This is a genomic window from Streptomyces sp. SCUT-3, assembly GCF_014083985.1.
GTDB lineage: Bacteria > Actinomycetota > Actinomycetes > Streptomycetales > Streptomycetaceae > Streptomyces_H > Streptomyces_H thermolineatus.
Genome location: NZ_CP046907.1, coordinates 3,001,659 through 3,025,540 on the forward strand (window position 1 = coordinate 3,001,659; position 23,882 = coordinate 3,025,540).

The 23,882-nt window shown below is 73.6% G+C and carries 21 protein-coding genes and 3 tRNA genes; 8 read left to right on the plus strand and 16 right to left on the minus strand.

All coding sequences use genetic code 11. From position 1 onward, the window contains the following. The first annotated feature begins 225 nt into the window (after positions 1-225). The 5 genes from GQS52_RS13205 to GQS52_RS13225 all read left to right on the plus strand — a co-directional run bounded on the left by GQS52_RS13205 (position 226) and on the right by GQS52_RS13225 (position 5,509). Positions 226-1,113 (plus strand): LamG domain-containing protein, encoded by an 888-nt coding sequence (locus GQS52_RS13205; protein ID WP_182313644.1) that lies wholly within the window; start codon positions 226-228, stop codon positions 1,111-1,113. Positions 1,114-1,183: 70 nt separating this feature from the next. After that, positions 1,184-1,570, plus strand: coding sequence for a hypothetical protein (locus tag GQS52_RS13210; RefSeq protein WP_182313645.1), 387 nt, complete (start codon positions 1,184-1,186; stop codon positions 1,568-1,570). Between the two features lie 274 nt (positions 1,571-1,844). After that, entirely contained in the window at positions 1,845-2,834 is a 990-nt protein-coding gene (locus GQS52_RS13215) for a DUF1906 domain-containing protein (RefSeq protein WP_182313646.1), read from the plus strand. A gap of 390 nt (positions 2,835-3,224) precedes the next feature. Then, on the plus strand, positions 3,225-3,734 hold the full coding sequence (locus tag GQS52_RS13220) for a SigE family RNA polymerase sigma factor (protein ID WP_182313647.1): 510 nt from the start codon (positions 3,225-3,227) through the stop codon (positions 3,732-3,734). A gap of 134 nt (positions 3,735-3,868) precedes the next feature. Beyond that, positions 3,869-5,509 carry a long-chain fatty acid--CoA ligase gene (locus tag GQS52_RS13225; RefSeq protein WP_182313648.1) on the plus strand — a complete coding sequence of 547 codons (1,641 nt, stop codon included), beginning with the start codon at positions 3,869-3,871 and terminating at the stop codon, positions 5,507-5,509. 272 nt (positions 5,510-5,781) lie between these two features. On the opposite strand, the gene GQS52_RS13230 is transcribed toward GQS52_RS13225, so the two are convergent. Both GQS52_RS13230 and GQS52_RS13235 read right to left on the minus strand, forming a co-directional pair. Continuing rightward, positions 5,782-9,363, minus strand: a complete 3,582-nt coding sequence (locus GQS52_RS13230) for a PAS domain-containing protein (RefSeq protein ID WP_182313649.1) — start codon at positions 9,361-9,363, stop codon at positions 5,782-5,784. 228 nt (positions 9,364-9,591) lie between these two features. After that, entirely contained in the window at positions 9,592-10,008 is a 417-nt protein-coding gene (locus GQS52_RS13235; RefSeq protein WP_182313650.1) for an SSI family serine proteinase inhibitor, read from the minus strand. A 191-nt stretch (positions 10,009-10,199) separates the two neighbouring features. Here GQS52_RS13235 and GQS52_RS13240 point away from each other — a divergent pair. Continuing rightward, positions 10,200-10,290: transfer RNA gene (locus GQS52_RS13240), tRNA-Ser, on the plus strand. Positions 10,291-10,555: 265 nt separating this feature from the next. Then, a tRNA-Arg gene (locus tag GQS52_RS13245) sits at positions 10,556-10,628 on the plus strand. A gap of 135 nt (positions 10,629-10,763) precedes the next feature. Here the strand turns inward: GQS52_RS13245 and GQS52_RS13250 are convergent. The 6 genes from GQS52_RS13250 to GQS52_RS13275 all read right to left on the minus strand — a co-directional run bounded on the left by GQS52_RS13250 (position 10,764) and on the right by GQS52_RS13275 (position 18,953). Beyond that, complete coding sequence (locus GQS52_RS13250) at positions 10,764-11,945, minus strand: ABC transporter ATP-binding protein (RefSeq protein ID WP_182313651.1); 1,182 nt, start codon at positions 11,943-11,945, stop codon at positions 10,764-10,766. Next, positions 11,942-13,549, minus strand: coding sequence for an iron ABC transporter permease (locus GQS52_RS13255; protein WP_182313652.1), 1,608 nt, complete (start codon positions 13,547-13,549; stop codon positions 11,942-11,944). Before GQS52_RS13255 ends, GQS52_RS13250 begins: the two co-directional genes overlap by 4 nt. Before the next feature lie 6 nt (positions 13,550-13,555). Beyond that, positions 13,556-14,608 (minus strand): iron ABC transporter substrate-binding protein, encoded by a 1,053-nt coding sequence (locus GQS52_RS13260; protein ID WP_182313653.1) that lies wholly within the window; start codon positions 14,606-14,608, stop codon positions 13,556-13,558. Positions 14,609-14,851: 243 nt separating this feature from the next. Next, positions 14,852-15,661 (minus strand): YceI family protein, encoded by an 810-nt coding sequence (locus GQS52_RS13265; protein ID WP_259371113.1) that lies wholly within the window; start codon positions 15,659-15,661, stop codon positions 14,852-14,854. A gap of 209 nt (positions 15,662-15,870) precedes the next feature. Then, the gene (locus GQS52_RS13270; RefSeq protein ID WP_220472764.1) at positions 15,871-18,396 is read right to left on the minus strand and encodes an MFS transporter; all 2,526 of its coding nucleotides are present in this window, start codon (positions 18,394-18,396) and stop codon (positions 15,871-15,873) included. 71 nt (positions 18,397-18,467) lie between these two features. Next, complete coding sequence (locus tag GQS52_RS13275; RefSeq protein WP_182313656.1) at positions 18,468-18,953, minus strand: MarR family transcriptional regulator; 486 nt, start codon at positions 18,951-18,953, stop codon at positions 18,468-18,470. A gap of 344 nt (positions 18,954-19,297) precedes the next feature. On the opposite strand from GQS52_RS13275, the gene GQS52_RS13280 reads away from it, so the two are divergent. After that, positions 19,298-19,477 carry a hypothetical protein gene (locus tag GQS52_RS13280; RefSeq protein ID WP_182313657.1) on the plus strand — a complete coding sequence of 60 codons (180 nt, stop codon included), beginning with the start codon at positions 19,298-19,300 and terminating at the stop codon, positions 19,475-19,477. 116 nt (positions 19,478-19,593) lie between these two features. On the opposite strand, the gene GQS52_RS13285 is transcribed toward GQS52_RS13280, so the two are convergent. The 8 genes from GQS52_RS13285 to GQS52_RS13320 all read right to left on the minus strand — a co-directional run bounded on the left by GQS52_RS13285 (position 19,594) and on the right by GQS52_RS13320 (position 23,877). Further along, positions 19,594-20,427 carry an RNA polymerase sigma factor SigF gene (locus tag GQS52_RS13285; RefSeq protein WP_182313658.1) on the minus strand — a complete coding sequence of 278 codons (834 nt, stop codon included), beginning with the start codon at positions 20,425-20,427 and terminating at the stop codon, positions 19,594-19,596. Positions 20,428-20,588: 161 nt separating this feature from the next. Next, the gene (locus tag GQS52_RS13290; RefSeq protein ID WP_182313659.1) at positions 20,589-21,389 is read right to left on the minus strand and encodes an RNA polymerase sigma factor SigF; all 801 of its coding nucleotides are present in this window, start codon (positions 21,387-21,389) and stop codon (positions 20,589-20,591) included. Between the two features lie 139 nt (positions 21,390-21,528). Further along, the gene (locus tag GQS52_RS13295; protein WP_182313660.1) at positions 21,529-21,822 is read right to left on the minus strand and encodes a Dabb family protein; all 294 of its coding nucleotides are present in this window, start codon (positions 21,820-21,822) and stop codon (positions 21,529-21,531) included. 13 nt (positions 21,823-21,835) lie between these two features. Continuing rightward, positions 21,836-22,000 (minus strand): hypothetical protein, encoded by a 165-nt coding sequence (locus GQS52_RS13300; protein ID WP_182313661.1) that lies wholly within the window; start codon positions 21,998-22,000, stop codon positions 21,836-21,838. A gap of 191 nt (positions 22,001-22,191) precedes the next feature. Beyond that, positions 22,192-22,278 (minus strand) — tRNA-Ser (locus tag GQS52_RS13305). A 10-nt stretch (positions 22,279-22,288) separates the two neighbouring features. Next, a complete protein-coding gene (locus GQS52_RS13310; protein ID WP_259370758.1) occupies positions 22,289-22,879 on the minus strand; it encodes a nucleoside deaminase in 591 nt (196 codons plus the stop codon). Positions 22,880-23,016: 137 nt separating this feature from the next. Further along, positions 23,017-23,541 carry a hypothetical protein gene (locus GQS52_RS13315; protein WP_182313662.1) on the minus strand — a complete coding sequence of 175 codons (525 nt, stop codon included), beginning with the start codon at positions 23,539-23,541 and terminating at the stop codon, positions 23,017-23,019. Positions 23,542-23,676: 135 nt separating this feature from the next. Beyond that, positions 23,677-23,877: a hypothetical protein gene (locus GQS52_RS13320; RefSeq protein ID WP_182313663.1), complete on the minus strand. Its 201-nt coding sequence runs from the start codon at positions 23,875-23,877 to the stop codon at positions 23,677-23,679. Positions 23,878-23,882 lie beyond the last annotated feature (5 nt).

Below are 23,882 nucleotides of genomic sequence, written 5' to 3' on the forward strand. Positions count from 1 at the left end.
GTTCCCGTCCACGACGGGCACCCCTTCGGCGTTCACCCCGTCTCACCTCGAACCACCGGTGTCCCGCCGCTGACCAGGGCTTGTGGACCCCCGTGGGCCAGGCACAGACCCTGCGGAGCCGCCGGAGTTGCCGTTTCCCTGCTCGACGAAGCCGTGGTCGACCAACTTGTCCGCCCAGGCTTCCTTGTCCGACTGCCGGACGGGCACCCTTGTGCGGTTCCGAGGGTGGGGGCGAAGATCAACCGACTCGTGCAGCAGAGACTTGGGGGAACTGTGAAGGCTAAACAGCGCACGGCATTCGGAATTCTGCCCGGTATGGCGCTGATGCTCATGCTCGGAGTGGTTCCGAGTGGGGTCCATAACGCCTACGCGGTGGAGAGGGACGGGGCGAAGACCGACTCCTTGGCGGAGAGTCCGCTGTCGATCCGCGAGGGGTACTGGCAGCTCGAAGCCGCACCGGGCGGCGCGTCGCCCAACATGGAGCCCGAGGGGTTCCCGCTGGAGCTGAACGGTGATGCGTGGATCTACAGCACGGAGGACATCTTCGCGCCGGCCCCTCTGGTCGGCCAAGGCGACCTCCGGCTCGACGGCGACGGGGACTGGGCAGCCACTGCGGGGCCTCCCGTGACCGGGGACGGAAGCTTCACCGTGGCGGTCCGTGCCCGTCTGTACGAGGCCGGGGACAGGGACCAGACCGTTTTCTCCCTCCCGGGCACGTACGCCGACCGCTTCGCGGTCCGCTACCACGCGGCCACCGGCAAGTGGGAGCTGGTTGTGGCCACCGAGGACAGGGAGTCCGCCCCGCGGGTCGTCGTCGCAGAGGAACAGCAACTGCCTGACGACCAACAAGGGGCATCGGGCCAGCACTTGGCCGTGGTCTTCGACGCGCCGTCCCACGAGTTGCGCTTTTACGTAGAGGGACAGCTGAGCCAGACCTCGCGGGTCACGGACTCCACTTCCTGGCCGGCCACGGGCGGCCTCCAGATCGGTCGTTCGGCTGTTGACGGTGATTACTTCGCGGGAGCCGTTGACGAGGTGCGCGCCTACTCCGGTGTCGTGGACGACATGTCCATCGTGCGCATGGCGGGGTTGGGCGGAGACTCGAGCCTGTAGGGGCTCGATCGCAGCGGGCCGGGGCCGGAAAGCACTGGCCGGTCCCCGGTGCCGGTGGGAGCATTCCGGCATGGGTGGGAAGAAGGGGCGCAGTTCCGCGGCGGACGGCGGGGCCGGCCGGGGTGGGAAGGGCCGTCGCAACTGCTTCGCGGGGGGCCGGTTCTGGGACAGGGAGGGCCGGCCGTGGCGGCGGTCGACCGAGTGGCTGGACCCTGAGAGGGCGCACGCGCTGATCCGGGAGGGCGCGCTCTGGGCGGTCGAGTGGTGCGGTGGGTGTTTCGAGTGGCCGGACGAGACGGGCGAGACGGGCGAGCGTGTGCTGGAGGAGGAGATCCTTCCCCGGATGATCGACCGCGCCGAGGCCCGGCGGCTGATGCGCAGGCGCAGTGTTCCGACAGTGCAGGTGGCCGAGCGCTGGGTGGGCGCGGCGGGACAGGTGCTCGTTCTCTTCCACTAGAGCGGGCCCGCGCCGCGCACCGAGGACTGGTTCCGGTGAGTGCTAGGTTCACCCTTTCGCCGCGCCGCCCGGTGGACCGGGAAGGCTCTGCGGATGCCCTGTGAGGGGAGCGGGCGGGCTTTTTCCGGAAGGGAGAATGCAGGTGACGCCCCCTCAGGGAATCCAGTAACACAATCTGACGAGTTCGGCATTCGCTGAGCCGGGCGGGGGAGACCGCAGTTGCGAGGTGGCGCGCCTTCCGCACAATGCGGCAATCGGACTTTTCACTTCACACATGATCCGAAACCGCACTGCGACGGTCCTCCTGGCCGCGCTCCTCGCCGCTCTCTCCTGCATGTTCCTGACCTCCGCCCCCGCCTGGTCCCGGGTCGGCGCGCCTGCCGAACCTGCCGAGCCCACCGCGCCGACGGTGCGGAGCGGCCACGCCGCCCGGGCGAACCATGCCGCGCCCGCCGCACCTGCCGGGCCCGCCGCACCTGCCGGGCCCGCCGCACCGGCCGCGTCGGCGTCCCTGAAGGAGGGCGCGGACCTCACGGCCTCGGGAGCGCAGGTCTTCCAGGGACGCGCCTTCGACACCTGCACCGCGCCACCGTTGTCCACCATGGCCGCGTGGCGGTCCTCCGGGTACGGAGCCGTCGGGGTCTACGTCGGCGGCAGGGCCAGGGCCTGCCATCAGCAGCAACTCACCCGGGAGTGGGTGAGGGCGGTCTCCGACATGGGCTGGAGGATCATCCCCGTCTACGTCGGTTCGCAGTCGCCGTGCGTCACCCGGGAGTCCAAGCGCCCGTTCCCGATCGACATCGCCGACCCCGTCAGCCACGGAGCCGAGGAGGCCCGTGACGCGGTGATGCAGGCCAGGGCGCTCGGGATCGTCGAACGCAGCCCCGTCTACCTCGACATGGAGGCGTACGCGCCCCGCGGACCCCGTTGCTCCGAGCCGGTGGTCTCCTTCACCAGGGGATGGAGCCAGGAACTGCGCAGGTACGGCTACTTCCCCGGCTTCTACAGCAGCGCCGCCTCCGGCATCACCGACATCGCCGAGGCCCGGCGCATCGGGATCCGCGACCTTCCCGAGGTGGTCTGGTACGCCCGCTGGAACGCCCGTCCCGCACTGGCGGCCGAGCCCGTCCTGGCAGCCGGCCATTGGACCCCCAACCGCCGCCTGCACCAGTACGAGGGCAATGTGAAGGAGACCCACGGCGGCCGGAGCATGCTGATCGACCGCAACGTGATCGACGCACCCGTGGCAGTCGTCGAACGATGACGGCCGCAACGATGACGGCCGCAACCGCGCCCCGGACGGCGCCCCGGACGGCGCCCCGGACGGCGGCCTGCAGGGAGGCCCGCGCGGAGGCGTGCACAGGGCCCGGCCGGGCCCTCCGCGCGGCAGCCCCCAGCCCGGTCCGCCCAGGCAGTGCCCGCCCCGGCAGAGCCCGCCGGCGCCCGGCCTGCCGCGGCCCTGTGCGCCGCGGCCGGGTGCCCCACAGCCGGGTGCCCCGTGGCCGGGTGCCCCGGGCCGCCGTGCGGGGAGGGAGTCCGGGTGCGTTCCTCCTCCTGGAGGCAGGGGCGGGCCGCCGCCTACAACTTCAGGGTGACTTCGCTTCGGCACCTGCGGCGGATCCGCGGGGGCGTTCCGCGCTCCTAGCGTGGGGTCATGCAGAAGACCGCATCCGTCCCCGACACGTTCGACGGCTACGTCCGTGCGCGGAGGCCGGTCCTGCTGCGCACGGCGCGCTCCCTCGTCCCCCATCCGTACGACGCCGAGGACCTGTTGCAGACCGCGCTGGCCAAGACGTTCGTGGCCTGGGAGCGGCTCGAGGACCGGGGCGCGGCCGACGGCTACGTGCGGCGGGTGCTGGTGAACACGCGGACCTCGCAGTGGCGCAGGCGCAAGGTCGACGAGTACACGACCGGCGAGGTGCCCGAGCCCCTGTACCCGGTCGCCTGCCCCGCAGAGGCGCAGGCCCTGCACGACGCGCTGTGGAGGGCGGTACGCCGGCTTCCCGCCCGGCAGCGCGACATGCTCGTGCTCCGCTACTACGAGGACCTGAGCGAGGCGCAGACGGCGCAGGTCCTCGGGGTGTCCGTGGGGACGGTCAAGAGCAGCGTCTCGCGGGCGCTGGCCAGGTTGAGGGCCGACACGTCACTCAAGGAAGCCGCCTGATCACCCTTCGGAGGGAAACGGGAAAAGGAGACGTAGGACTCACCGAATACATGCCCCCTGGGTGGTGACATACCGCACGGTATGAAGTGAGAATCACCGTCAACACCCCTGAGGCAGTGTTCTGGAGGACAACGGTGTTCAGCACGATGCAGGACGTTCCGCTCACCGTGTCGCGCATTCTGCGGCACGGATCGACCGTCCACGGACGTTCCCGGGTGGTCACCTGGAGCGAGAACGGCCCTCGGGAGCGCAGCTTCGCCGAGATCGGCGCACGCGCCGGGCAGCTGGCCAACGCACTCCGGGACGAGCTCGGCGTGGAGGGCGACCAGCGGGTCGCCACCCTGATGTGGAACAACGCCGAGCACGTCGAGGCGTACCTGGCCGTCCCCTCCATGGGCGCGGTCCTGCACACGCTCAACCTGCGGCTGCCCGCCGAACAGTTGATCTTCATCGTCAACCACGCCGCGGACCGGGTGGTCCTGGTCAACGGCTCGCTGATACCCCTGCTCGCCGCCGTCCTGCCGCACCTGGAGAGCGTGGAGCACATCGTCGTGGTCGGCCCCGGCGACCGCGCGCCGCTGGAGGGCGCCCGTCCCGCGGTCCACGACTACGAGGACCTGATCGCCGGCCGCTCCACCGGGTTCGACTGGCCCGAACTGGACGAGCGCACCGCCGCCGCCCTGTGCTACACCTCCGGCACCACCGGCGACCCCAAGGGCGTCGTCTACAGCCACCGGTCCATCTACCTGCACGCGATGCAGGTCAACATGACCGAGTCCTTCGGCCTGACCTCCGCCGACACCACCCTGCCCGTGGTGCCGATGTTCCACGTCAACGCCTGGGGCATGCCGCACGCCTCCTTCATGTGCGGCACCAGCATGCTGATGCCCGACCGCTTCCTCCAGCCCGCCCCTCTGGCCGAGATGATCGAGACCGTGCGGCCCACGCACGCCGCCGCCGTCCCCACCATCTGGCAGGGCCTGCTCGCCGAGGTCAAGGCGTCCTCGCGCGACATCAGCTCCTTGAACTCCGTCGTCATCGGCGGTGCCGCCTGCCCGCCCTCCCTGATGAAGGAGTACGACGCGCTCGGCGTCACGGTCGTCCACGCCTGGGGGATGACCGAGACCTCGCCGCTGGGCACCGTCGCGCAGCCGCCGGCCGGCCTCTCCCCCGAGGAGGAGTTCGCCTACCGGGTCACCCAGGGCCGCTTCCCGGCCTCGGTCGAGGCCCGGCTGATCGGCCCGGACGGCGAGCCCGTGCCCCACGACGGCAGGAGCGCCGGCGAACTGGAGGTGCGGGGACCGTGGATCGCGGGCGCCTACTACGGCGGCGCCTCCGGCGAGCCCCAGCGGCCCGAGGACAAGTTCAACGACGGCTGGCTGCGCACCGGTGACATCGGCACCATCACCCCCGACGGCTACCTCACCCTCACCGACCGGGCCAAGGACGTCATCAAGTCCGGCGGCGAGTGGATCTCCTCGGTGGAGCTGGAGAACCACCTGATGGCCCACCCGGACGTCGTCGAGGCCGCCGTGGTCGCCGTCCCCGACGACAAGTGGGACGAGCGCCCCCTGGCCACCGTCGTCCTCAGGGAGGGCGCCACCGTCGGCTACCCGGAGCTGCGCGAGTTCCTCGCCCAGCGGATCGCCCGCTGGCAGCTCCCCGAGCGCTGGGCCGTGATCCCGGCCGTGCCGAAGACCTCCGTGGGCAAGTTCGACAAGAAGGTCATCCGCCGCCAGTACGCCGAGGGCGGGCTGGACGTCACCAAGCTCTGACAGCAGGAGGCCGGTGGGGGCCGGTGGGGCCGGCGGTCGGACGAGGGACAGCCCCTTCCCGTTCCCGTCCCCGGCCGCGGCAGGAACGGCAGCAGCAGCGGCGGCGGTACGGGTGACGGGCCCGTCCGCCGCCGCCGTGCGCACGCAGTCGGGCGGCGGCCGCAGGAACGGCCCGGCGGCCGCGGGAACGGTCCGGGCCCGGCCGGAGGACCGCGCCCCGCCCTGCCCCGCCGGGGCAGGAACCCCGGGGCAGGAACCCCCAGGCGTTCCTGTCAGGAGGAGCCGATCTTCCCCAGCAGGTCGACGATCCGGCCCTGCGCGTCGGGGCCGGTCGAGCGTTCGGCGAGGAACAGCACCGTCTCGCCCGATCCGAGCCGGTGGAGGTCCGACCGGTCGATGCCCTCCGAGGTGTAGACGACCAGCGGAGTGCACGTCAGCCGCCCGTTGCCGCGCAGCCAGTCCACGATCCCGACCCGCCGCCGGCGCACCAGCAGCAGGTCCATGACCACGAGGTTCGGCTGTACCCGGCCGGCCAGGTTCACCGCGTCCGCCTCGGAGGGGGCGTGCGCCACCTGCATCCCGCGCCGCTCCAGCGACGCAGTGAACGCCGCCGCGATGTCCTGGTGCTCCTCCACCAGCATTACCCGCGGGGGGTGCTGCTCGCTGTCGCGCGGGGCCAGGGCCTTCAGCAGCACGGCGGGGTCGGCGCCGTACGCGGTCTCCCGCGTCGCCTGGCCCAGCCCTGCGGTCACCAGGACCGGGACCCGGGCCTCGACCGCCGCCGTCCGCAGACTCTGCAGCGCGGTGCGGGTGATCGGACCGGTCAGCGGGTCCACGAACAGCGCGGCCGGCGGCTCGCCGCCGTGGTCGTCGACCTCTTCGCGGGAGCGGACCGTCACCGGGTCGTAGCCGCGGTCGACCAGCGCCTGCCGGGTCGCGGCCTCCGGCTCGGGCCACACCAGGAGGCGGCGCGGCCCGCCGAAGGAACCGTGGCCGAAGGCGTCGAAGTCGTCGGTCACCTCGACGGCCCCGTTCGGGCCGTCCAGGTGCTCGGGGCCCTCCGCGCCCTCGGCCGGGGCGCCTATCGCGAACGCCCGGCCCGATCCGGCCGACTCCGGCTCGGCGTCCACCAGGCCGCCGGGGTCGTCGTGCACACCGTGCCCGGGCACGGTGCCCGGCCGGGGCGGCTGCGGGGGCCGGGGCAGCCGTCCCGGCGGAGAGTTCCGGAAACCGCGCACGTCCTCGGCGGCCGGGCTTCCGGCCGCACTCGGCAGTGCGGGAGGGCCGGCGGGCTGTTCCCGCACCGGCTCCAGTCCGCGCGCCCGCTGGTCGTCCGCGGCCGGGGCGGCCAGCTTGCGGCGACGCCCCGACGGGTTCTGCGCCGCCGGGGCCTGCCCCGGCGGGACGGGGGACGGCGGTGCGGGAGCGGCGTGCCCCCGTCCCGCCGCCCGCTGCTCGACCTGCTGGGCGAACGGCACGCCCTGGCCCAGGGACCGTACGGCGGTCACCCGCTGCAGCTCCGCGGAACCGGGCAGGCCGGGCGCGGGGACCCGGCTCGGGGGGACGGGCTGTCCGGGGGCCTGCGGCCGGGCGACGGCGCCGGGAGCACCGGGGGCGGGAGCGACGGGGGCGGGCGGGCTCAGGGCGGGGCGCCCCCCGGGCACCGACTGTCCCGGGACGCCTCCGGACGGCACGGGCGGACCGACCGCGTAGGCCCGGCCCGCGGGCACCTGCTGCTCGGGCGCCTCCGGCGAGACCCTGCGGGCCCTCCTGCCGGTCGGCTGCGGCACGGAACCGGGCGCCGACGGGCCGGCGGAGGGCCCGGCCTCCAGGGCCAGCGGCCGTCGGCCGTCGGCCGTCCGCCCGTGCGCGGCGCCGTCGCCCTCCCCGGCCGGGCCGGTGAACTGCTGCCCGGACTCGTCGGAGTGCCGCAGCGCCCGGCGCCGCCCGGTGGGCCGGTCCTCCGCCGGGTCGGCCTGCCCGCCGGGCAGCGCAGGGAGCGCCGGGAGGTCCCGGCCGCCCTGCGCGGGCACCGGGGCGCCTCCGGCCGGCAACGCCGGAAGGCGGTGGCTGCCTGCGCCGGCGCCGCCGGCGCCGCGGGACTGCCGCCCGGGACCGTCCGGCTGCGCCTGCCGTCCGTGCTGCGCCTGACGCGGCATCCGCACGTCCCGGGACCGGCCCGGGTCCTGCTCGGGGGCCGCACCGGCCCGACCGGGGCGCTGCCCGCCCCGCCCGCCCTGCCCGCTCCGCCCGCCCTGCTCGTCCTGGCCGCCCAGTCCGTCCTGGCCGGGCTCCGTGCCGCGGGCCGGCTCGGACGGCACCGGCATGAAGGGCGTGTCGGAGTCGCGCCGCCCCTTGCCCCGACCGCCGCCGGACCCCGGGCGCGCCGTGCCGCCCGCCGTGCCGCCGGCCTCCAGCGGAACCTCGAGGACGTACGCGCTCCCGCCTGTCTGACCCGGCACCTCGTGCGTCTGCAGCACGCCGCCGTGGCGCTCCACGATGCCGCGGGTGATGGGCAGGTGGACCGGGTTGCCGCCGCCGTGCGGGCCGCGCACCTCGATCCGCACGACCTCCCCTCGCTGCGCCGCGGCGACGACCACGGTCGAGTCGCCGCCGGACAGCGGCGCGGCGTTGCCGGTGGCGTCCACCCCCACGGTGTCCGCGATCAGGTGCGCCAGCGCCTGGGCCATCCGCCCGGCGTCCAGCTCCACCTCGAGGGCGGGGGCGTGCACGGCGTACTGGGCCCGGCCCGGGCCCACCAGCTCCACCGCCCCCTCGACGCCGGCCGCGACGACCTCGTCCAGGCCCACCGGCCGCAGGTCCAGCTTCTCGGCGCCGGAGTCGAGCCGCTGGTACGCCAGCACGTTGTCGATGAGCGTGGTGATGCGGCTGTAGCCGGCGGCCAGGTGGTGCAGGATCTGGTTGGCCTCGGGCCACAGCTGCCCCGCGGGGTCGGCCGCCAGGCCGGACAGGTCGCCGCGCAGCTCGTCCAGCGGGCCCCGCAGGGAGTCGTCCAGGACGGTCCGCAGCTGCTCGTGGCGGCGGCTCAGGGCGTCCAGCGCCGTCCGGTCGGTGAACGTCATCACCGCTCCGACCAGTTGGTCGCCGTCGCGCACCGGGGCCGTCGTCAGGTCCACCGGCACCGGCCGTCCGTCCTTGCGCCACAGCACCTGGCCGCGCACCCGGTGCTTGCGGCCGGAGGTGAGGGTGTCGCTGAGCGGGGCCTCCTCGGTGGGCAGCGGACTGCCGTCGGGCCTGGAGTGCTGGATCAGCGGGAGCAGCTGCTTGCCGCCGAGGTCGCTGGCCCGGAAGCCGAGGATCTGCGCGGCGGACGGGTTGACCAGCACGACCCTGCCGTCGGCGTCCACGCCGACGATGCCCTCGGAGGCGGCACGCAGGATCATCTCCGTCTGGCGCTGCTGCCGCGCCAGTTCGGCCTCGGTGTCCATGGTGCCGGTCAGGTCCCGGACGACCAGCATGAGCAGCTCGTCGCCGGTGTAGCTGTAGTGGTCGGCGTACGGGGTGCGGCCGTCCTCGAGGTTGGCGCTGGTCACCTCGACCGGGAACTCGGTGCCGTCCGTGCGGCGGGCGAGCATCCGTGTCGGCTTGGTGCGGCCCTCCCGCTCCTCGTCGGGGCGGCGCATCGAGCCGGGGATGCGTTTGCTGTCGAAGGACGGCAGCAGGTCGAGGAGACCCCGGCCGACCAGGGCGGTCCCCGGCGTCTCGAAGGCCTCGAGCGCTATGGCGTTGGCGTTGACCACCGTGCCGTTGGCGTTCACCAGCAGCAATGCGTCCGGAAGGGCGTCGAGGATGGCAGCGAGGCGAGCAGCGCCTCGGGATGGCCTGCTGCTCACGGCGGCGCGTCCTCCCTTGTTGCGTTTCCTGCCGGGCCGCCGGGCCTTCGGGCCGTCGGACCGGTGCGGCAGGTGGTGTTTCGCTAGTAGGGAGTGTACGGGCCCGGCTTCCGGGGGCGTCCAGGGACGACGGGGCGGCCCTGCGCGGCGCGGTGCGCCCGCGGGGGGCGTGCCGCCCGCCCGCCGGTGCGCGCCCGTCCGAGGGGGCGGGCGCGCACCGCGCTCCGGTCAGGCCCGGGGGAGGACCGGGCGCAGCGCCTCCCACCTGGAGATCTCGCAGCCGTCGGCCCGGCTGTAGGACGCGCTGACCCGCCTGCCGTTCCAGGTCCCGTGGACGGTCGCCCGGGCCGGGCCGCCGTGCACCATCGTGCAGGCCTGCCCCTCGGCGGCGGGCTCGAACGCGCCGCCGCGGCGGGTGGTCTCCAGCTCCTGCAGGCGGTCGCACGCGGCGGCCGCGTCCGGGTGCGTGCCGCCGTCCGGCTCGCAGCTCAGCTCCCAGGTGCCGTTCTCGGAGGCGCCGACCACGGAGACCACCAGCCGGCCGGACGCCGCCCGGGAGGCGGGGGCGGCCCCGACGGGAGCGGCTGCGGTCAGGGGGACCACCAGGGCGAGCAGTGCGGGGACGGCGAGGCGGAGGGGTTTCACCGGTACTCCAGGAGGTGCGGGGGCGGGAGGTGTGGAGAGGACTGGTCTACCTCCCCTCCTACCGCCCCCGGGGCCGGAGCTCCCCGGGTTCACTCCTTCGTGGGGCTGCCCGAGGATCGGTTTTTGCAGTGCCCGCCTCCGGCCTAGTACCGTAAGCTGCACTTGCACACGCGCCGGCAACGGCGCGTGCTGGAGGCTTCGCCTAGTCTGGTCTATGGCGCCGCACTGCTAATGCGGTTGGGGGCTTCAACCCCCTCCCGGGTTCAAATCCCGGAGCCTCCGCTCGTACGAAGACCCCGGTCGTCCGACCGGGGTCTTCGCGTTTTCCACGCGGAATCGGACGGGCCCGCGCGGACCCGTCCGGACCTGTTCGGACCCGTCCGGACCCCGCGGTCCGCCCGCCCGGCACGGTTGCTCCGCCCCCGGCGGAGGACGGCCGGGCTGCCCTCCCGGAGGCCGCCGGAAACCCGATTTCGTCTCCCGTCACTGCTCATGTAATGTTGTTCCCGCAACGCCGACCGGGCGAGAAACCCGGGAGGGGAAGCAAGCGCCCGTAGCTCAACGGATAGAGCATCTGACTACGGATCAGAAGGTTAGGGGTTCGAATCCCTTCGGGCGCACAGCAGGTTGAAGCCCCCTGCCGGGTAACCGGGAGGGGGCTTTTTCGTGCCGTGCGGCAGTGGAGTGCGGCAACGGCCCCGGTCGGAGGGGCGGTTCGGAACCGCCCCTCCGACCGGGGCCTGTCGTACGGGGCGTCAGGACGGTTCCGGGTGGAACGCCGCCTCGCCGGTGACGAGGATGCCAGTCTCGTCGCCGGGGCGCACCGCCACCGGCCCGGCGAGCCGGACCCCGACCGTTCCCTCGACGCCCTTGACGGCCACGGCGACCATGGCGTCGTGGCCGTAGAAGTGGACGCCGGCCACGGTGCCGCGCACAGCGGTGGAGTCGGCGGGGGACAGCTTGAGCTGCTCCGGCCGGAGCACGACGGTGCCGCTGCGACCGTCCCCCGCGGCCTTCCCGGCTCCCGCGGCGCTCCCGCTTCCCGCGGCGCTCCCGCTTCCCGCGGCGCTCCCGCTTCCCGCGGCGCCCCCGTTCGCCGTCGCGCCCGTCGCGTCCGTTGCGCCCGCCGCACCCACGGCCAGGGGGACGGGGCCGAGCGCGGTGGCCGCCGTCGTCTTCCCCGGGCCCTCTACGGTGCCGGGCAGCAGGACGGCGTCGCCGACGAACCCGGCGACCCAGGCGTCCGCCGGGTGCCGGTACACCTCCTGCGGCGTGCCGTACTGGACGACCTTCCCGCTGCGCATCACGGCGACGCGGTCCGCGATCGACAGGGCCTCCTGCTGGTCGTGGGTGACGAGCAGCGCGGTGGCGCCGGTGGCGCGCAGGGCCGCGGCCACGTCGGCCCGCACGCCGTTGCGCAGCCCGCTGTCGAGGGCGTTGAACGGCTCGTCGAGCAGCACCAGTGCGGGCCGGGGGGCGAGGGCGCGGGCCAGGGCGACGCGCTGCTGCTGGCCGCCGGAGAGCTCGTGGGGCATCCGGTCGCCGTACCCGCCCAGGCCGACGAGCTCCAGCATCTCCTCGGTGCGCACGCGCCGTTCGGCGCGGGCCGCCCCGGTGAGGCCGAAGGCGACGTTGCGCGCCACGCTCAGGTGCGGGAAGAGGGCCCCCTCCTGGGCCACGATGCCGACGCTGCGCCGCTCCGGCGGCACGTGGACGCCGGGGCCGGCGACGGTGCGGCCGCCGATCCCGACGGTGCCGGAGTCGGGCCGCAGGAACCCGGCGACGATGCGCAGCAGGGTCGTCTTGCCGCAGCCGGAGGGGCCGAGCACCGCGACGAGTTCGCCGCCGGCCACCGTCAGGGAGAGGTCGTCCAGTACGGCGGCGCCGGGGCCCCGGCCGTAGGACTTGGTGACGTCGGCGATCCGCAGTTCGTTCATGGGCGGTGCCTTCCGAGGAGGTAGGCGGGTACGGAGGCGATCAGGATCAGCATCACGGCGTACGGGGCGGCGGCCGCGTACGCCGCGACGGTGGTCTCGTCCCACAGCCGGGCGGCGAGGGTGTCCATGCCGGTGGGGCGCAGCAGCAGAGTGGCGGGCAGCTCCTTCATGATCACCACGAAGGTCAGCGCGGCGCCGGTGGCGACGCCGGGCGCGGCCAGCGGCACGGTCACCTCGCGCAGCACCTGCAGCGGCGACCGGCCGAGCGAGCGGGCGACGTCCTCCAGGACGGGCGGGGCCTGGAGCACGGCTGAGCGCACCGCGCCCACCGCCAGCGGGAGGAAGAGGACCGTGTACGCGGCCAGCAGCAGCGGCAGCTGCTGGTAGAGGGGGTAGACGTAGCGCACCGAGAAGAAGACCAGGGCGAGCGCGACGGTGATGCCGGGCACGGCGTGCCCGGCGTAGGCGGACTCCTCCAGCAGGCGGGCCGTGCGGCCCCGGTAGCGGGCGGCGATCACGCCGACGGGCAGGGCCAGCGCGGTGGTGATCGCGGCCCCGGCCGCGGCCACGGCCAGGGTGGACCACGAGGCGCTCAGCAGCCGCTCCAGGTCCCAGGTCGCGGAGTTCCCGACGGCCAGCCAGTACCCGAGCGTGGCCACGGGGAAGGCCACCGCGGCGGCGGCCACCGCGGCGCACCACGCCAGCGCGGGCGCGCGCAGGCGGCCGAGCGGGAGACGGGGGGCGGGCCGGGACGCGCCGCGCCCGGTCCTGGCGTGCCCGGCACGGCCCCGGGTGCGGTTCTCCGCGGTGACCAGGAGCACGGTCATGACGACCAGCACGCAGCTGAGCACGGCGGCCGGGGTGCGGTCGAAGCTGGCCCGGTAGGAGGCGTGGATGGCGCGGGTGAAGGTGTCGTACCGCATGATCGACACGGCACCGAAGTCCGACAGGACGTAGAGGGCGACGAGCAGGCCGCCGCCCGCCGCGGCAGGCCGCAGCTGCGGCAGGGTGACGCGCAGGAAGGTGCGCAGCGAGCCGGCGCCCAGCGAGCGGGCGGCCTCCTCCTGCGCGGGGTCGATGCCGCGCAGCGCGGCGGCCGTGGGCAGGTAGACGTACGGGAAGCAGGCCAGGGTGAGGGCGAGCGCCGCGCCCGCGAACCCCGACAGTGCGGGTGCCGCGGAGACCCACGCGAAGGCCGCGACGTAGCTCGGCACGGCCAGCGGCAGGGTGGCGAGCACCCCCCAGGCCCGGGCCCCCGGCAGGGCGGTGCGCACGGTCAGCCAGGCGAGCGAGACGCCCAGCACGAGGGAGGCGGCCACGACCGCGGCGGCCAGCCCCAGGCTGCGGCCCAGGAGTTCGACGGTGCCCCGGTCGGCGACGATCTCCCAGGCGTACCCGGCGCCGCGTTCCAGGGCGCGGACGCCGAGGTATCCCAGCGGGAGCAGGACGAGCAGGGCGGCGACCACCGCGGGGACGAGGAGCACGGCGGGCGGCCTGCTGCCGACGGCACGCACCCGCCCGGCCGACGCTGACGCGCCGGCCGGGCGGGTGCCGGAACCGGTACGGGGGGCCGGCCGGGAGGCCGGCGGACCCGGGTTCTTCATCGGGGATCAGACCATTCCGACGTCTTCGAGCATCTCCAGGGTCTCCTGGAGGGAGTCGAGGCGGCCGAGGTCGATGTCGGGGGCCTCGAGCGAGTCCAGCGGGGGCAGGTCCTCGACCGGGCTGCTGACGCCGGCGGCCAGCGGGTACTCCTTGGTCTCCTCGGCGAAGTAGGCCTGGGCCTCCTCGGACAGCAGGTAGTCGACGGCCTTCTTCGCGGCCTCGTCCTGCCCGCTGCTGCCCAGCACGCCGACGCCGGCGGCGTTGACCAGGGCGCCGGGGTCGCCGCCGGGCAGGAAGTGGATCCTGGCCGTGACCTTGTCCTCGCCCTCCTCGGCGGCCTTCTCGTACCAGTAGTAGTGGTTGATCAGGCCGAGGGAGACCTCGCCGGAGTCGACCGCGTCGAGCACGGCGGTGTTCTTGGCGTACTCCTTGGGCTGGTTGGCCTTGAAGTCCTTCAGCCAGGTACGGGTGGCGTCCTCCCCCTCGAGGACGCGCATGCCGGTGACGAACGCCTGGAAGGAGGCGTTGGTGGGGGCGTAGCCGACCTTGCCCTTCCACTCCGGTTCCGTCAGCTCGTGCACGCTGTCGGGGACGTCGTCCGCGTCGACGTCGTCGGCGTTGTAGGCGATCACCCGGGCGCGTCCGGAGACGCCGACCCAGTCGCCCTCGCTCCCGCGGAACGCCTTGTCCACCTTCTCCAGGGACTTCTCCGGCAGCTTCGCCAGCGCGCCCGCGTCGGACAGCGCGCCGAGTGCGCCCGCGTCCTGGGAGAAGAACAGCCCGGCCTTGGTCCGCTCGCCCTCCTCGAGGATCTGCGCGGCCAGTTCGGCGCTGTCGCCGTAGCGCACCTGCACGTCGACGCCCGTGGACTTCTCGAGCTTCTCGATCAGGGGGGCGATGAGCTTCTCGTTGCGGCCGGAGTAGACGACCAGCTCGTCCGCCGCCGCCTCCCCGCCGCCGGCGCCGTCCTGGCTGCCGCCGCCGCAGGCGGCCAGAGCGGGAAACAGTGCGGCGGCCGCGGCGAGCGCGGCGATTCGCCGTACGGGGGTGCGGGGCATGCCGGTGCCTTTCTGAAGGCGCCCTGCCGCACCGGCGGGGTGTGCCGGAGAAGGCCAGGGGCGGGGTCGTTCCTCTGCCTTCTCATGACTAAGGTAATGCTTACCTAAAGTCAACCCAAAAGGACCGTATATCCGCCCTGGCCAGGTGTCATCTCCGTCACTCGCCATGCCGCGTCATGCCGTGTCGCGCCGCCAAGCCCGCCCCGCCCGCGCCGCACCGCCCGCGCCGGACCGGGGCTTCGCTCACTGCTGGGGCAGCGCGTCGCCCTGCACGGCCTGGACGTCCAGTTCGACCTTCACCGTGGTGCCGATCGCGGCGATCCCGGCCTGTACGACCTGGTTGAAGTTCATCGCGAAGTCGGAGCGGTGCAGTTCGGTCGTGGCGCGGAAGGCCGCGCGCACCCCGCCCCACGGGTCGGGACCGGTCCCCAGGTAGGCCAGGTCCAGGGCCACCGGTCGGACGACTCCGTTCAGCGTCAGCTCGCCGTGCACCGTCCAGCGGTCGGGCCCGGCCGGGACCACCGACGAACTGCGGTAGAGGATCTGCGGGTTGCGTTCGACGTCCAGGAAGTCCGCGGAGCGCAGGTGGGCGTCGCGCACCGCGTTGCCGGTGTCGATGCTTGCCGCCTCGACGGCCGCCGAGACCGACGACTCCTCCGGCGTGCCGCCGATCTCGATCCGTCCGGCGAAGCGGGGGAAGCGGCCGTGCACGCTGGAGATCCCCAGGTGCTGGGCGACGGCGCCGACCGAGGAGTGCGCCGGGTCGATCGTCCACGTCCCGGGCGGCGGCAGCTGTGTGCCGCCGAGCCGGGAGAGCACCACCGTGCCGACGCGGGCCGTACCGGACGCCGGGACCACGGCGGTCGCGGCGGCCGGCGCGTAGCCGACGGCGGTCACGATCACCGTGTACGCGCCGGGGGGCAGCGGTGCGGTGCGCACCGTGCCGTCGGGGTCGGCCGGGGTGCGGGAGACCTGGGCGCCCGCCGCGTCGGTGACCGTGAGTACCGCGTGCTGCACCGCCCAGCCGTCCTTGGTCAGGATCCGGGCGGAGATCCCCGGCGCACTCCCGTTCCCGCCCCGGCCCGCGCCGCCCGTGCCGTTCCCGCCGCTCGTCGTCGCTGCTGTCACCACGTGCTTCCTCTCGCACAACGGGAGTCCGGCGGGCGGCGGTGAACGCCCCGGCGCACCGCCGCCCGCCGGACTCCTCGGCTCTTTCCCCGGCCCGGCCGTCCCGTCCTCGCGGAGGGCCGGGCCGGGGACGGTCACTCGGCGGGGTGGCCGAGCTCCACGTCGAACGCCTCCTCGCCGCCGCCGGTGACCGTCAGCGCGCCGGCGACCGGCGGGTACCCGGAAGCGGTCAGCGTGTACTCGCCGGCGTCGAGGTCGGCGAAGGCGTAGGCGCCGTCCTCTCCGGTGCGGGCGGAGCCGACCACGGTGCCCGTGGCGTCGATCAGCGTGACGCGGGCGTCGGCCAGGGGCCGTCCGTCGTGCGCGGCGCGGACCGTGCCCTGCACCTTGGCGCCGGGCAGCAGCTCGACCTCGACCCGCGTGGTCCCGGTGCCCTCTATGGCGACCGGCACGGCCGCCGGGCGGTGTCCCGCGGCGGTGACCGCGAGGGTGAAGGTGCCGGAGACCAGCTCCCCGAAGAGGAACCCGCCGTCCGGGCCGGTCGTGCCGGTGGCCAGCACCTCGCCGCGCACGTCGGTCACCACGACCATGGCGCCCGCCACGGGTGCGCCCGCGCCCGTGCCCCCGGCCGCGCTGCGCACCGTGCCGGCCAGGCCGCCGGTGCCGGCGAGCAGGACGTCGTGGACGAGCGGTCCGTCGCCGACCACGACGGTGGAGGCCTGCGGCTGGTGGCCGTCGGCGGCCGCGATCAGCACGTACGAGCCGGCGCCCGGCACGGGAAGCTCGTACGAGCCGTCGCCGTGGGCGGTGGCACGGCCGAGCTGGCGGCCGGTCAGCGAGATGAGGGTCAGGGTGGCCCGGGCGACGGGCGCGCCCTCACCGCTGCGGACGTGGCCGGTGATCCCGGTGCCGGAGCCGGGGGCACTGTCGCCGTCGCCGTCGGCGCTGTCCAGGGCCACCGGGGAGGCGGCCGTCAGCAGCTCGGCCGCGGCGCTGCCGTCCGGCCTCGCGGCGGACGGCACCGGCTCGGCGGCGGTGCGGGGCCCCGGGGTGCGGGACGGGGCGTGCCCGGCCGCGGTCACCACGGCCGCGGTCTCCGCGGTCCCCGCGGCCGCCGCCACGGGGGCGCCGGACGCGGCGTCCTTGCCCTCCGCGCCCTCCGCGGCCTGTTGCATGCTGCTGCTCGTCCTCAGCGGCACTTCCTTGACGAAGAGCAGGAGGAGGAGGGCGACCAGGGCGGCCGGGGCGGCGACCAGGAAGATGTCGGCGATGCCGTCGCCGTAGGCGCTCTCGACGACCGTGCGCACCGGGGCCGGCAGGGCGGACATGTCCGGGATGGTGCCGGAGCCGTCACCGCCCTTGATGCCCAGGGCGGCCAGTCCGTCCTTCATGTAGTCGGTCACCCGGTGGCCCAGGACTGCTCCGAGCGCGGAGACGCCGACCGCGCCGCCGAGGGTGCGGAAGAAGGCGACGGCGGAGCTGGCCGAGCCGAGGTCCTGGGGGGCCACCTGGTTCTGGGTGGCCAGCACCAGGTTCTGCATCATCATGCCGACACCGATGCCGACGAGGCCCATGAAGAGGGCGACCTGCCAGTAGTCGGTGTCGTGGTGGATCGTGCCGAGCAGGCCGAGGCCCGCGGTGAGCAGCACGCCGCCGGAGATCAGCCACGCCTTCCAGCGGCCGGTGCGGGTGATGACCAGGCCGGAGACGGTGGAGGAGAGGAACAGCCCCGCGATCATCGGGATGGTCAGCACGCCCGACATGGTGGGCGACTCGTTCCGCGCCAGCTGGAAGTACTGGCTGAGGAAGACGGTCCCGCCGAACATGCCCAGGCCCACGAAGAGGCTGGCGGCCGAGGTCAGGCTGATGGTGCGGTTGCGGAACAGCCTCAGCGGGATGATCGGTTCGGCGGCCCTGGACTCGACCAGCACGAAGACCACGGCGAGGAGGACCGATCCGCCCACCATGGCGGCGGTCTGCCAGGAGAGCCAGTCGTACTTGTCGCCGGCCAGGGAGACCCAGATGAGCAGCAGGCTGACCGAGGCGGTGATGAAGAAGGCGCCGGCCCAGTCAATCTTCACGTCGCGCTTGAGGACCGGGAGCCTGAGGGTCTTCTGCAGCACGATCAGGGCTATGACGGCGAAGGGGGCGCCGACGTAGAAGCACCAGCGCCAGCCGAGCCAGTCGGTGTCGACGATCACGCCGCCGATGAGCGGGCCGCCCACGGTGGCCACGGCGAAGGTCGCGCCGAGGTAGCCGCTGTAGCGGCCGCGCTCGCGCGGGGAGATCATCGCCGCCATGATCACCTGGGACAGCGCGGTCAGGCCGCCGGCCCCGATGCCCTGGACGACGCGGAAGGTGATGAGGGTGCCGATGTTCTGCGACAGGCCGGCCAGGAGGGAGCCCGTGACGAAGACGATCAGCGACGTCTGGACCAGGACCTTCTTGCTGGTGAGGTCGGCCAGCTTGCCCCACAGCGGGGTGGAGGCGGTCGTGGCCAGCAGGGCGGCGGTCACCACCCAGGTGTAGGCGCTCTGGCCGCCGCCCAGGTCGGAGATGATCCGGGGGAGGGCGTTGGAGACGATCGTGGAGGACAGGATCGCCACGAACATGCCGAGCAGCAGCCCGGACAGCGCCTCCATGATCTGTCGGTGCGTCATGGGAGCGGCGTGCGAGCCTGCTTCCCGCGCACCGGGCGGTGCGGTCTGTGCCATCGTGTTCCTTTGCCTGGTCACCTGGTGGTCGTCTGGTCCGCCGGGGGGCGGGTCGTACGGTTCGCCGTGTGCGTCCGGCGGCACTCGAGGCTCTCGTCCAGCCGTGCGAGCAGTTCGGTGAGGAGCCTGACGTCGTGGTCGGACCACGACCGGAGGCTGTCGGCCAGTGCGTCGGTGCACCGGAGGGAGGCCTCCTGGAGGACCTGCTCGCCGCGCGGCTCGATGCACAGCAGCCGCGACCTCTTGTCCTGAGGGTCCGGCCGCCGGCTCGTCCAGCCGTTCGCCGCGAGGTGCGCGACGTGCCGGCTGGCGACCGACGGATCCACGCCGAGCAGCTCGGTGAGTCTGCTCAGCCGCATCTCGCCGTGCTGCTTCAGGATCGCCAGCACCGTGATCGAGGCGGGCGGGCTGTCGGACGGCAGTGTGCGGTCGAAGGCCTTCTTGACCGCACCCAGGGTGCTGAGCTGTCCCGCGAGGCGGGAGCATTCCTGCTTCGTTGCCACGGCACCCCCTTACTGGTTGCCTCAAGCAACTTTATGATTGGTTAGTTGCTGCAGGCAAATTGATTCGGGGCTTCCCGGGTAAAGATCCGTAAAAGGGACTGCCCGGCCTCCGTCAAGGAGCCGGGCAGGGAGCGGCACGGCCGCGAACCGGAGCCCCGGGCCGCGTCGCGGGCGACGCACGGACGACGCACGGACGATGCATGGACGACGCACGGACACCTGCGGCACGGACCGCGGTGGAGAAGGAGCGCACCGAGAGGGGCGGCGCGGGCGGATTCCCTCTGCCGCCCCGGGGCGGGATCGGTGTTCCGTCCGTGCCCCGGGGTTCGTTAAAGTCCTCTCCCATGGCTGACAACAACATCGACCCCGCCGGCAGCACCCAGATGTTCCGGGCGTTCGTCGAAGAGCAAGAGCCCGCCGCCGCGGTGGACGCCGGAGCGGGGAAGCGCACCGGCATGGTCGTGGTCGGCGTCGTCGCCGCAGTGGCCGTGCTCGCCGCCGTGGTCTGGCTCGCCCTGTCGTGAAACCGGCGGACCGGGAGCGGACCCACCGGGACCGGTGAACCACCGGTGAGGGCCCGGAGCCGGCGGCCGGCCGTACGGCCGGCCGCCGGCTCCGGGCCCTCACTCTGTCGGGAGCCTCACTCCTCGGCGATCAGGCCCTGCCTCAACTGGGCCAGGGTGCGGGTGAGCAGGCGGGAGACGTGCATCTGGGAGATGCCGACCTCCTCGCCGATCTGGGACTGCGTCATGTTGGCGAAGAAGCGCAGCATGATGATGCGCCTCTCGCGGGGCGGCAGCTGGGCCAGCAGCGGCTTGAGGGACTCGCGGTACTCCACGCCCTCCAGCGCCGTGTCCTCGTAGCCGAGGCGGTCGGCCAGCGAGCTCTCGCCGTCCTCCTCGGGCGGGGGCGAGTCCAGGGAGCTGGCGGTGTAGGCGTTGCCCACGGCGAGCCCGTCGACCACGTCCTCCTCGGACACCCCGAGGTGGGCCGCCAGTTCGGGGACGGTCGGGGAGCGGTCCAGGGTCTGGGCCAGTTCGTCGCCGGCCTTGGTCAGGGCCAGGCGCAGCTCCTGCAGACGGCGCGGCACGCGCACCGACCAGCTGGTGTCCCGGAAGAAGCGCTTGATCTCGCCGACCACGGTGGGCATGGCGAACGTCGGGAACTCCACGCCCCGGTCGCAGTCGAAGCGGTCGATCGCCTTGATCAGACCGATCGTGCCGACCTGGACGATGTCCTCCATCGGCTCGTTGCGGCTGCGGAACCTCGACGCCGCGTAGCGCACCAGGGGGAGGTTCAGCTCGATCAGGGTGTCGCGCACGTAGGTGCGTTCGGGCCCGTCCTCGGTCAGTGCGGCGAGCCGCAGGAACAGGGAGCGGGACAGGGTCCGGGTGTCGATGGCTTCGCTGACAGGGGTGCCGTGCGGCACCTCGGGCTCGACGCTCGCCTCAGGGCTGCCCAGTTCGACGGACATGCCACCCCCTTGTGGTCGCGGACGGGACGCGATCGGCGTTCCTCCACCTGAATACCGGCGCGGGGACCGTGCCAAACACACTTCCTGCGGAATGTCATATGTCGGCAACACTGCGTAGCGTCAAGTCGACATGTCAGGGCGGTGCGATTCACCTGTGACGGTTACGGTTCGATCTGATTTGCCGATCTCAGACGGGCGAAGCTTCTCGACAGCAACCGGGACACATGCATCTGCGAGACGCCCAGCCGGTCGCTGATCTGCGACTGCGTCAGGTTGCCGAAGTACCGCAGCATGAGGATGTGCCTCTCCCGTTCGGGGAGCTGCACCAGCAGGTGCCGCACGAGGTCGCGGTGCTCCACGCCGTCGAGCGCCGGGTCGTCGTAGCCGAGCCGTTCCAGCAGCCCGGGGTGGCCGTCACCCTCCTGCGCGGCCTCCAGTGACGTGGCGTGGTACGCCCGCCCGGCCTCCAGGCAGGCCAGGACCTCCTCCTCCTCCAGTTTCAGGCTCGCGGCGATCTCGGCGGTCGTGGGCGAGCGCCCGTGGGCCGTCGTCAGGTCCTCGATGGCGCCGCTGACCTGCACCCACAACTCGTGCAGCCGGCGCGGCACGTGGACGGTGCGCACGTTGTCCCGGAAGTAGCGCTTGATCTCCCCGACGACGGTCGGCATGGCGAAGGTCGGGAACTGCACCCCGCGTCCGGGGTCGAAGCGGTCAATGGCGTTGATCAGGCCGATGGTGCCGACCTGGACGACGTCCTCCATGGGCTCGCTGCGGCTGCGGAACCTCGACGCCGCGTAGCGCACCAGGGGCAGGTTGGCCTCGATCAGGGCGGTCCGGACCCGGGCGTGCTCCGTGGTGCCGGGTTCGAGGCCGGACAGCTTCTCGAAGAGGACCTGGGTGAGGGCTCGCGCATCGGCCGTTCTCGTACTGCGCGGAGGTGCGGTGCGGGCCTGCGCGGACATACCACCCCTCGATCCACGACAAATGATCCGGCAAAAGCGGTCATAGCATCACAAGCCGGTGCACCGTCTGCAAGCACCCGGCCACACCGTGTTGGTGACCGGCGGCCGGGGGCTGCGGGGCGGGAGGTCCGCGGAGGGCTCAGATCTCGAAGTCGGCGACGACCCAGGTCGCGTACTCGGCCCAGTGCGCGACCGCCGCCCGGTGGGCCGGGTGCTCGGCGTACGCCTTCAGGGCATCCGCGTCGGCCACGGAGGAGTTGATGGCGAAGTCGTACGCGATCGGCCGGTCGCTGATGTTCCAGCCGCACTCCCAGGACTCCAGGGCCGGCACGAGGGGCCCCAGCTCCCGGAAGAGACGTGCCCCCTCGGCCACTCGGGGCTCGTCACGGCCGACGCCCTCGTTCAGCTTGAACAGCACCAGGTGGCGGATCACTTCGGGCTCCTTCTCAGTTGACCAGGGCGGTCATGAAGTCGCCCACGCCCCGGGCCGCGCTGGATATGCCCTCGAAGCCTATCTGCACCAGGTCCGCCGCCCGCGCGGGCGAGTTGATGATGGTGTAGAGCACGAAGACGGCGAGGACGTAGACCGTCAGCTTCTTCGCCTGTGCCATCCCCGGTCTGCCTCCCCGCGCGGAGCCCGTGCCCATGATCCCGTCGTGCAGTGGCGCGAGTCTAACCGCCGGAACGGCCGCCGAGGGAGCCCCGGAGGCACGGGAACCCGCCCCGGCCCCGCCGGGCGCCCTTCCGCCCGGCGGACACGCCAGAGGCCCCGCCGGTGCCGGCGGGGCCTCTGGTCTGCGAGCGGTAGCGGTGGGATTTGAACCCACGGAGGAGTTGCCCCCTCACACGCTTTCGAGGCGTGCTCCTTAGGCCGCTCGGACACGCTACCGAGAGGAATCCTAGCGGACGCCGGGGAGTGCTCCGAAATCGGTTTCCGCGGCGGCCTCCCCGCGGTCGCCCGCGGCGTCCCGGTGGCCGTCGAAGAAACCGGTCAGCAGGGCCGAGCACTCCTCTGCCAGCACCCCGTGCACGACCTGCGGCCGGTGGTTGAGCCGGCGGTCGCGCACCACGTCCCACAGCGAACCCGCCGCGCCCGCCTTCTCGTCGACCGCCCCGAAGACCACCCGGTCCAGCCGGGACAGCACGATGGCGCCCGCGCACATCGTGCACGGTTCCAGGGTCACCACCAGGGTGCAGCCGGACAGCCGCCAGTCGCCCGGCCGCCGTCCCGCCGCCTCCCCGGCCGCGCCGAGGGCGCGGGCCGCCCGGCGGACGGCCAGCACCTCGGCGTGCGCCGTCGGGTCGCCCACGGCCTCGCGCTCGTTGTGGCCCCGTCCGATCACCGAGCCGTCCGGGCCCAGCACCACCGCGCCCACCGGCACGTCGCCGGTGGGCGGGGCCAGCGCGGCCTCGGCCAGCGCCAGGCGCATCGGCGCGCGCCAGCGGTCGCGCACCGGATCGGGTCGGCGGACGGGGGGGACACGTTCCATGCACACCAGTGTCGGCCATGCCGCGGGCCGTCGGGCCGTACCCCCGCCCGGTCGTACCCCCGCCCGGTCGTGCGGTCCGCGCCGTCGCGGCCGGGGGCAGAGGGGCGGGTCCGGGGTTCCCGGGCCGGGGCGTGCCGCTAGCGGACGGCCTCCAGGACGTCCGCGCAGCCCAGGGCCTCGGCGACGGCGGCCATCGCCTCCCCGGTGAGGGCGCTGCTCCTGCTCAGCGCCAGCAGCTCCTTCTCCGGCAGGCCGTGGTCGGCCAGGAGGCCGGCCTCCCCGATGGGCCCGACCGGGACCGGGTCGTCGTCCGGGGCGGCCCCGTCCTCCTCTCCGTCCTCGGTCCCGTCCAGGTCGACCAGGACGTCGAGGTCGTCGGGATCGCGGCCGAGCAGTTCGTCCGTCAGGAGGATCTCCCCGTACGAACTGCGGGCTGCGGCCGCCGCGTCCGAGACGTAGATCCGGGGGTCCTCCTCGCCGTCCACCCGCACGACGGCGAACCAGGAGTCCTCCTGCTCGATGAAGATCAGTACCGATTCCTCGTCGACGGAGGCTTCACGTGCCAGGTCGGCCAGGTCGGCGAGGGTTTCCACGTCGTCGAGCTCGGTTTCGCTCGCCGCCCATCCATCAGGGGTGAGCGCGAGCAGTGCGGCGAAGTACACCGTGACTCTCCCACTAGGTCCTAGGTGTGCCGGATCGATGCGGACGGGAGCCCGCCCACTCGGCATCGTGGCAGAAAGTCGCGCGATGCGAAGCCTCTTCCGCGCTGCGTCGTGCCGGGTGTTTCTACGTAACCCCTACCAGCGGAACGTGCGCATGCGCATCTGCTGGCGCATGCGCGCGGCCCGGGCCCGGCGCGGCTGCACGCGCGCACGCAGCTCCTTGGCCTCGTTGAGTTCCCTCAGGAAGATCGCCCGCCGCCGTCGGCGGTCCGCCTCCCGCTCCTCGTGCGTGCGCTCCTCGCTCTCGCGACCCGCGCCGCCTGTCCCGTCGGCCATGGTCA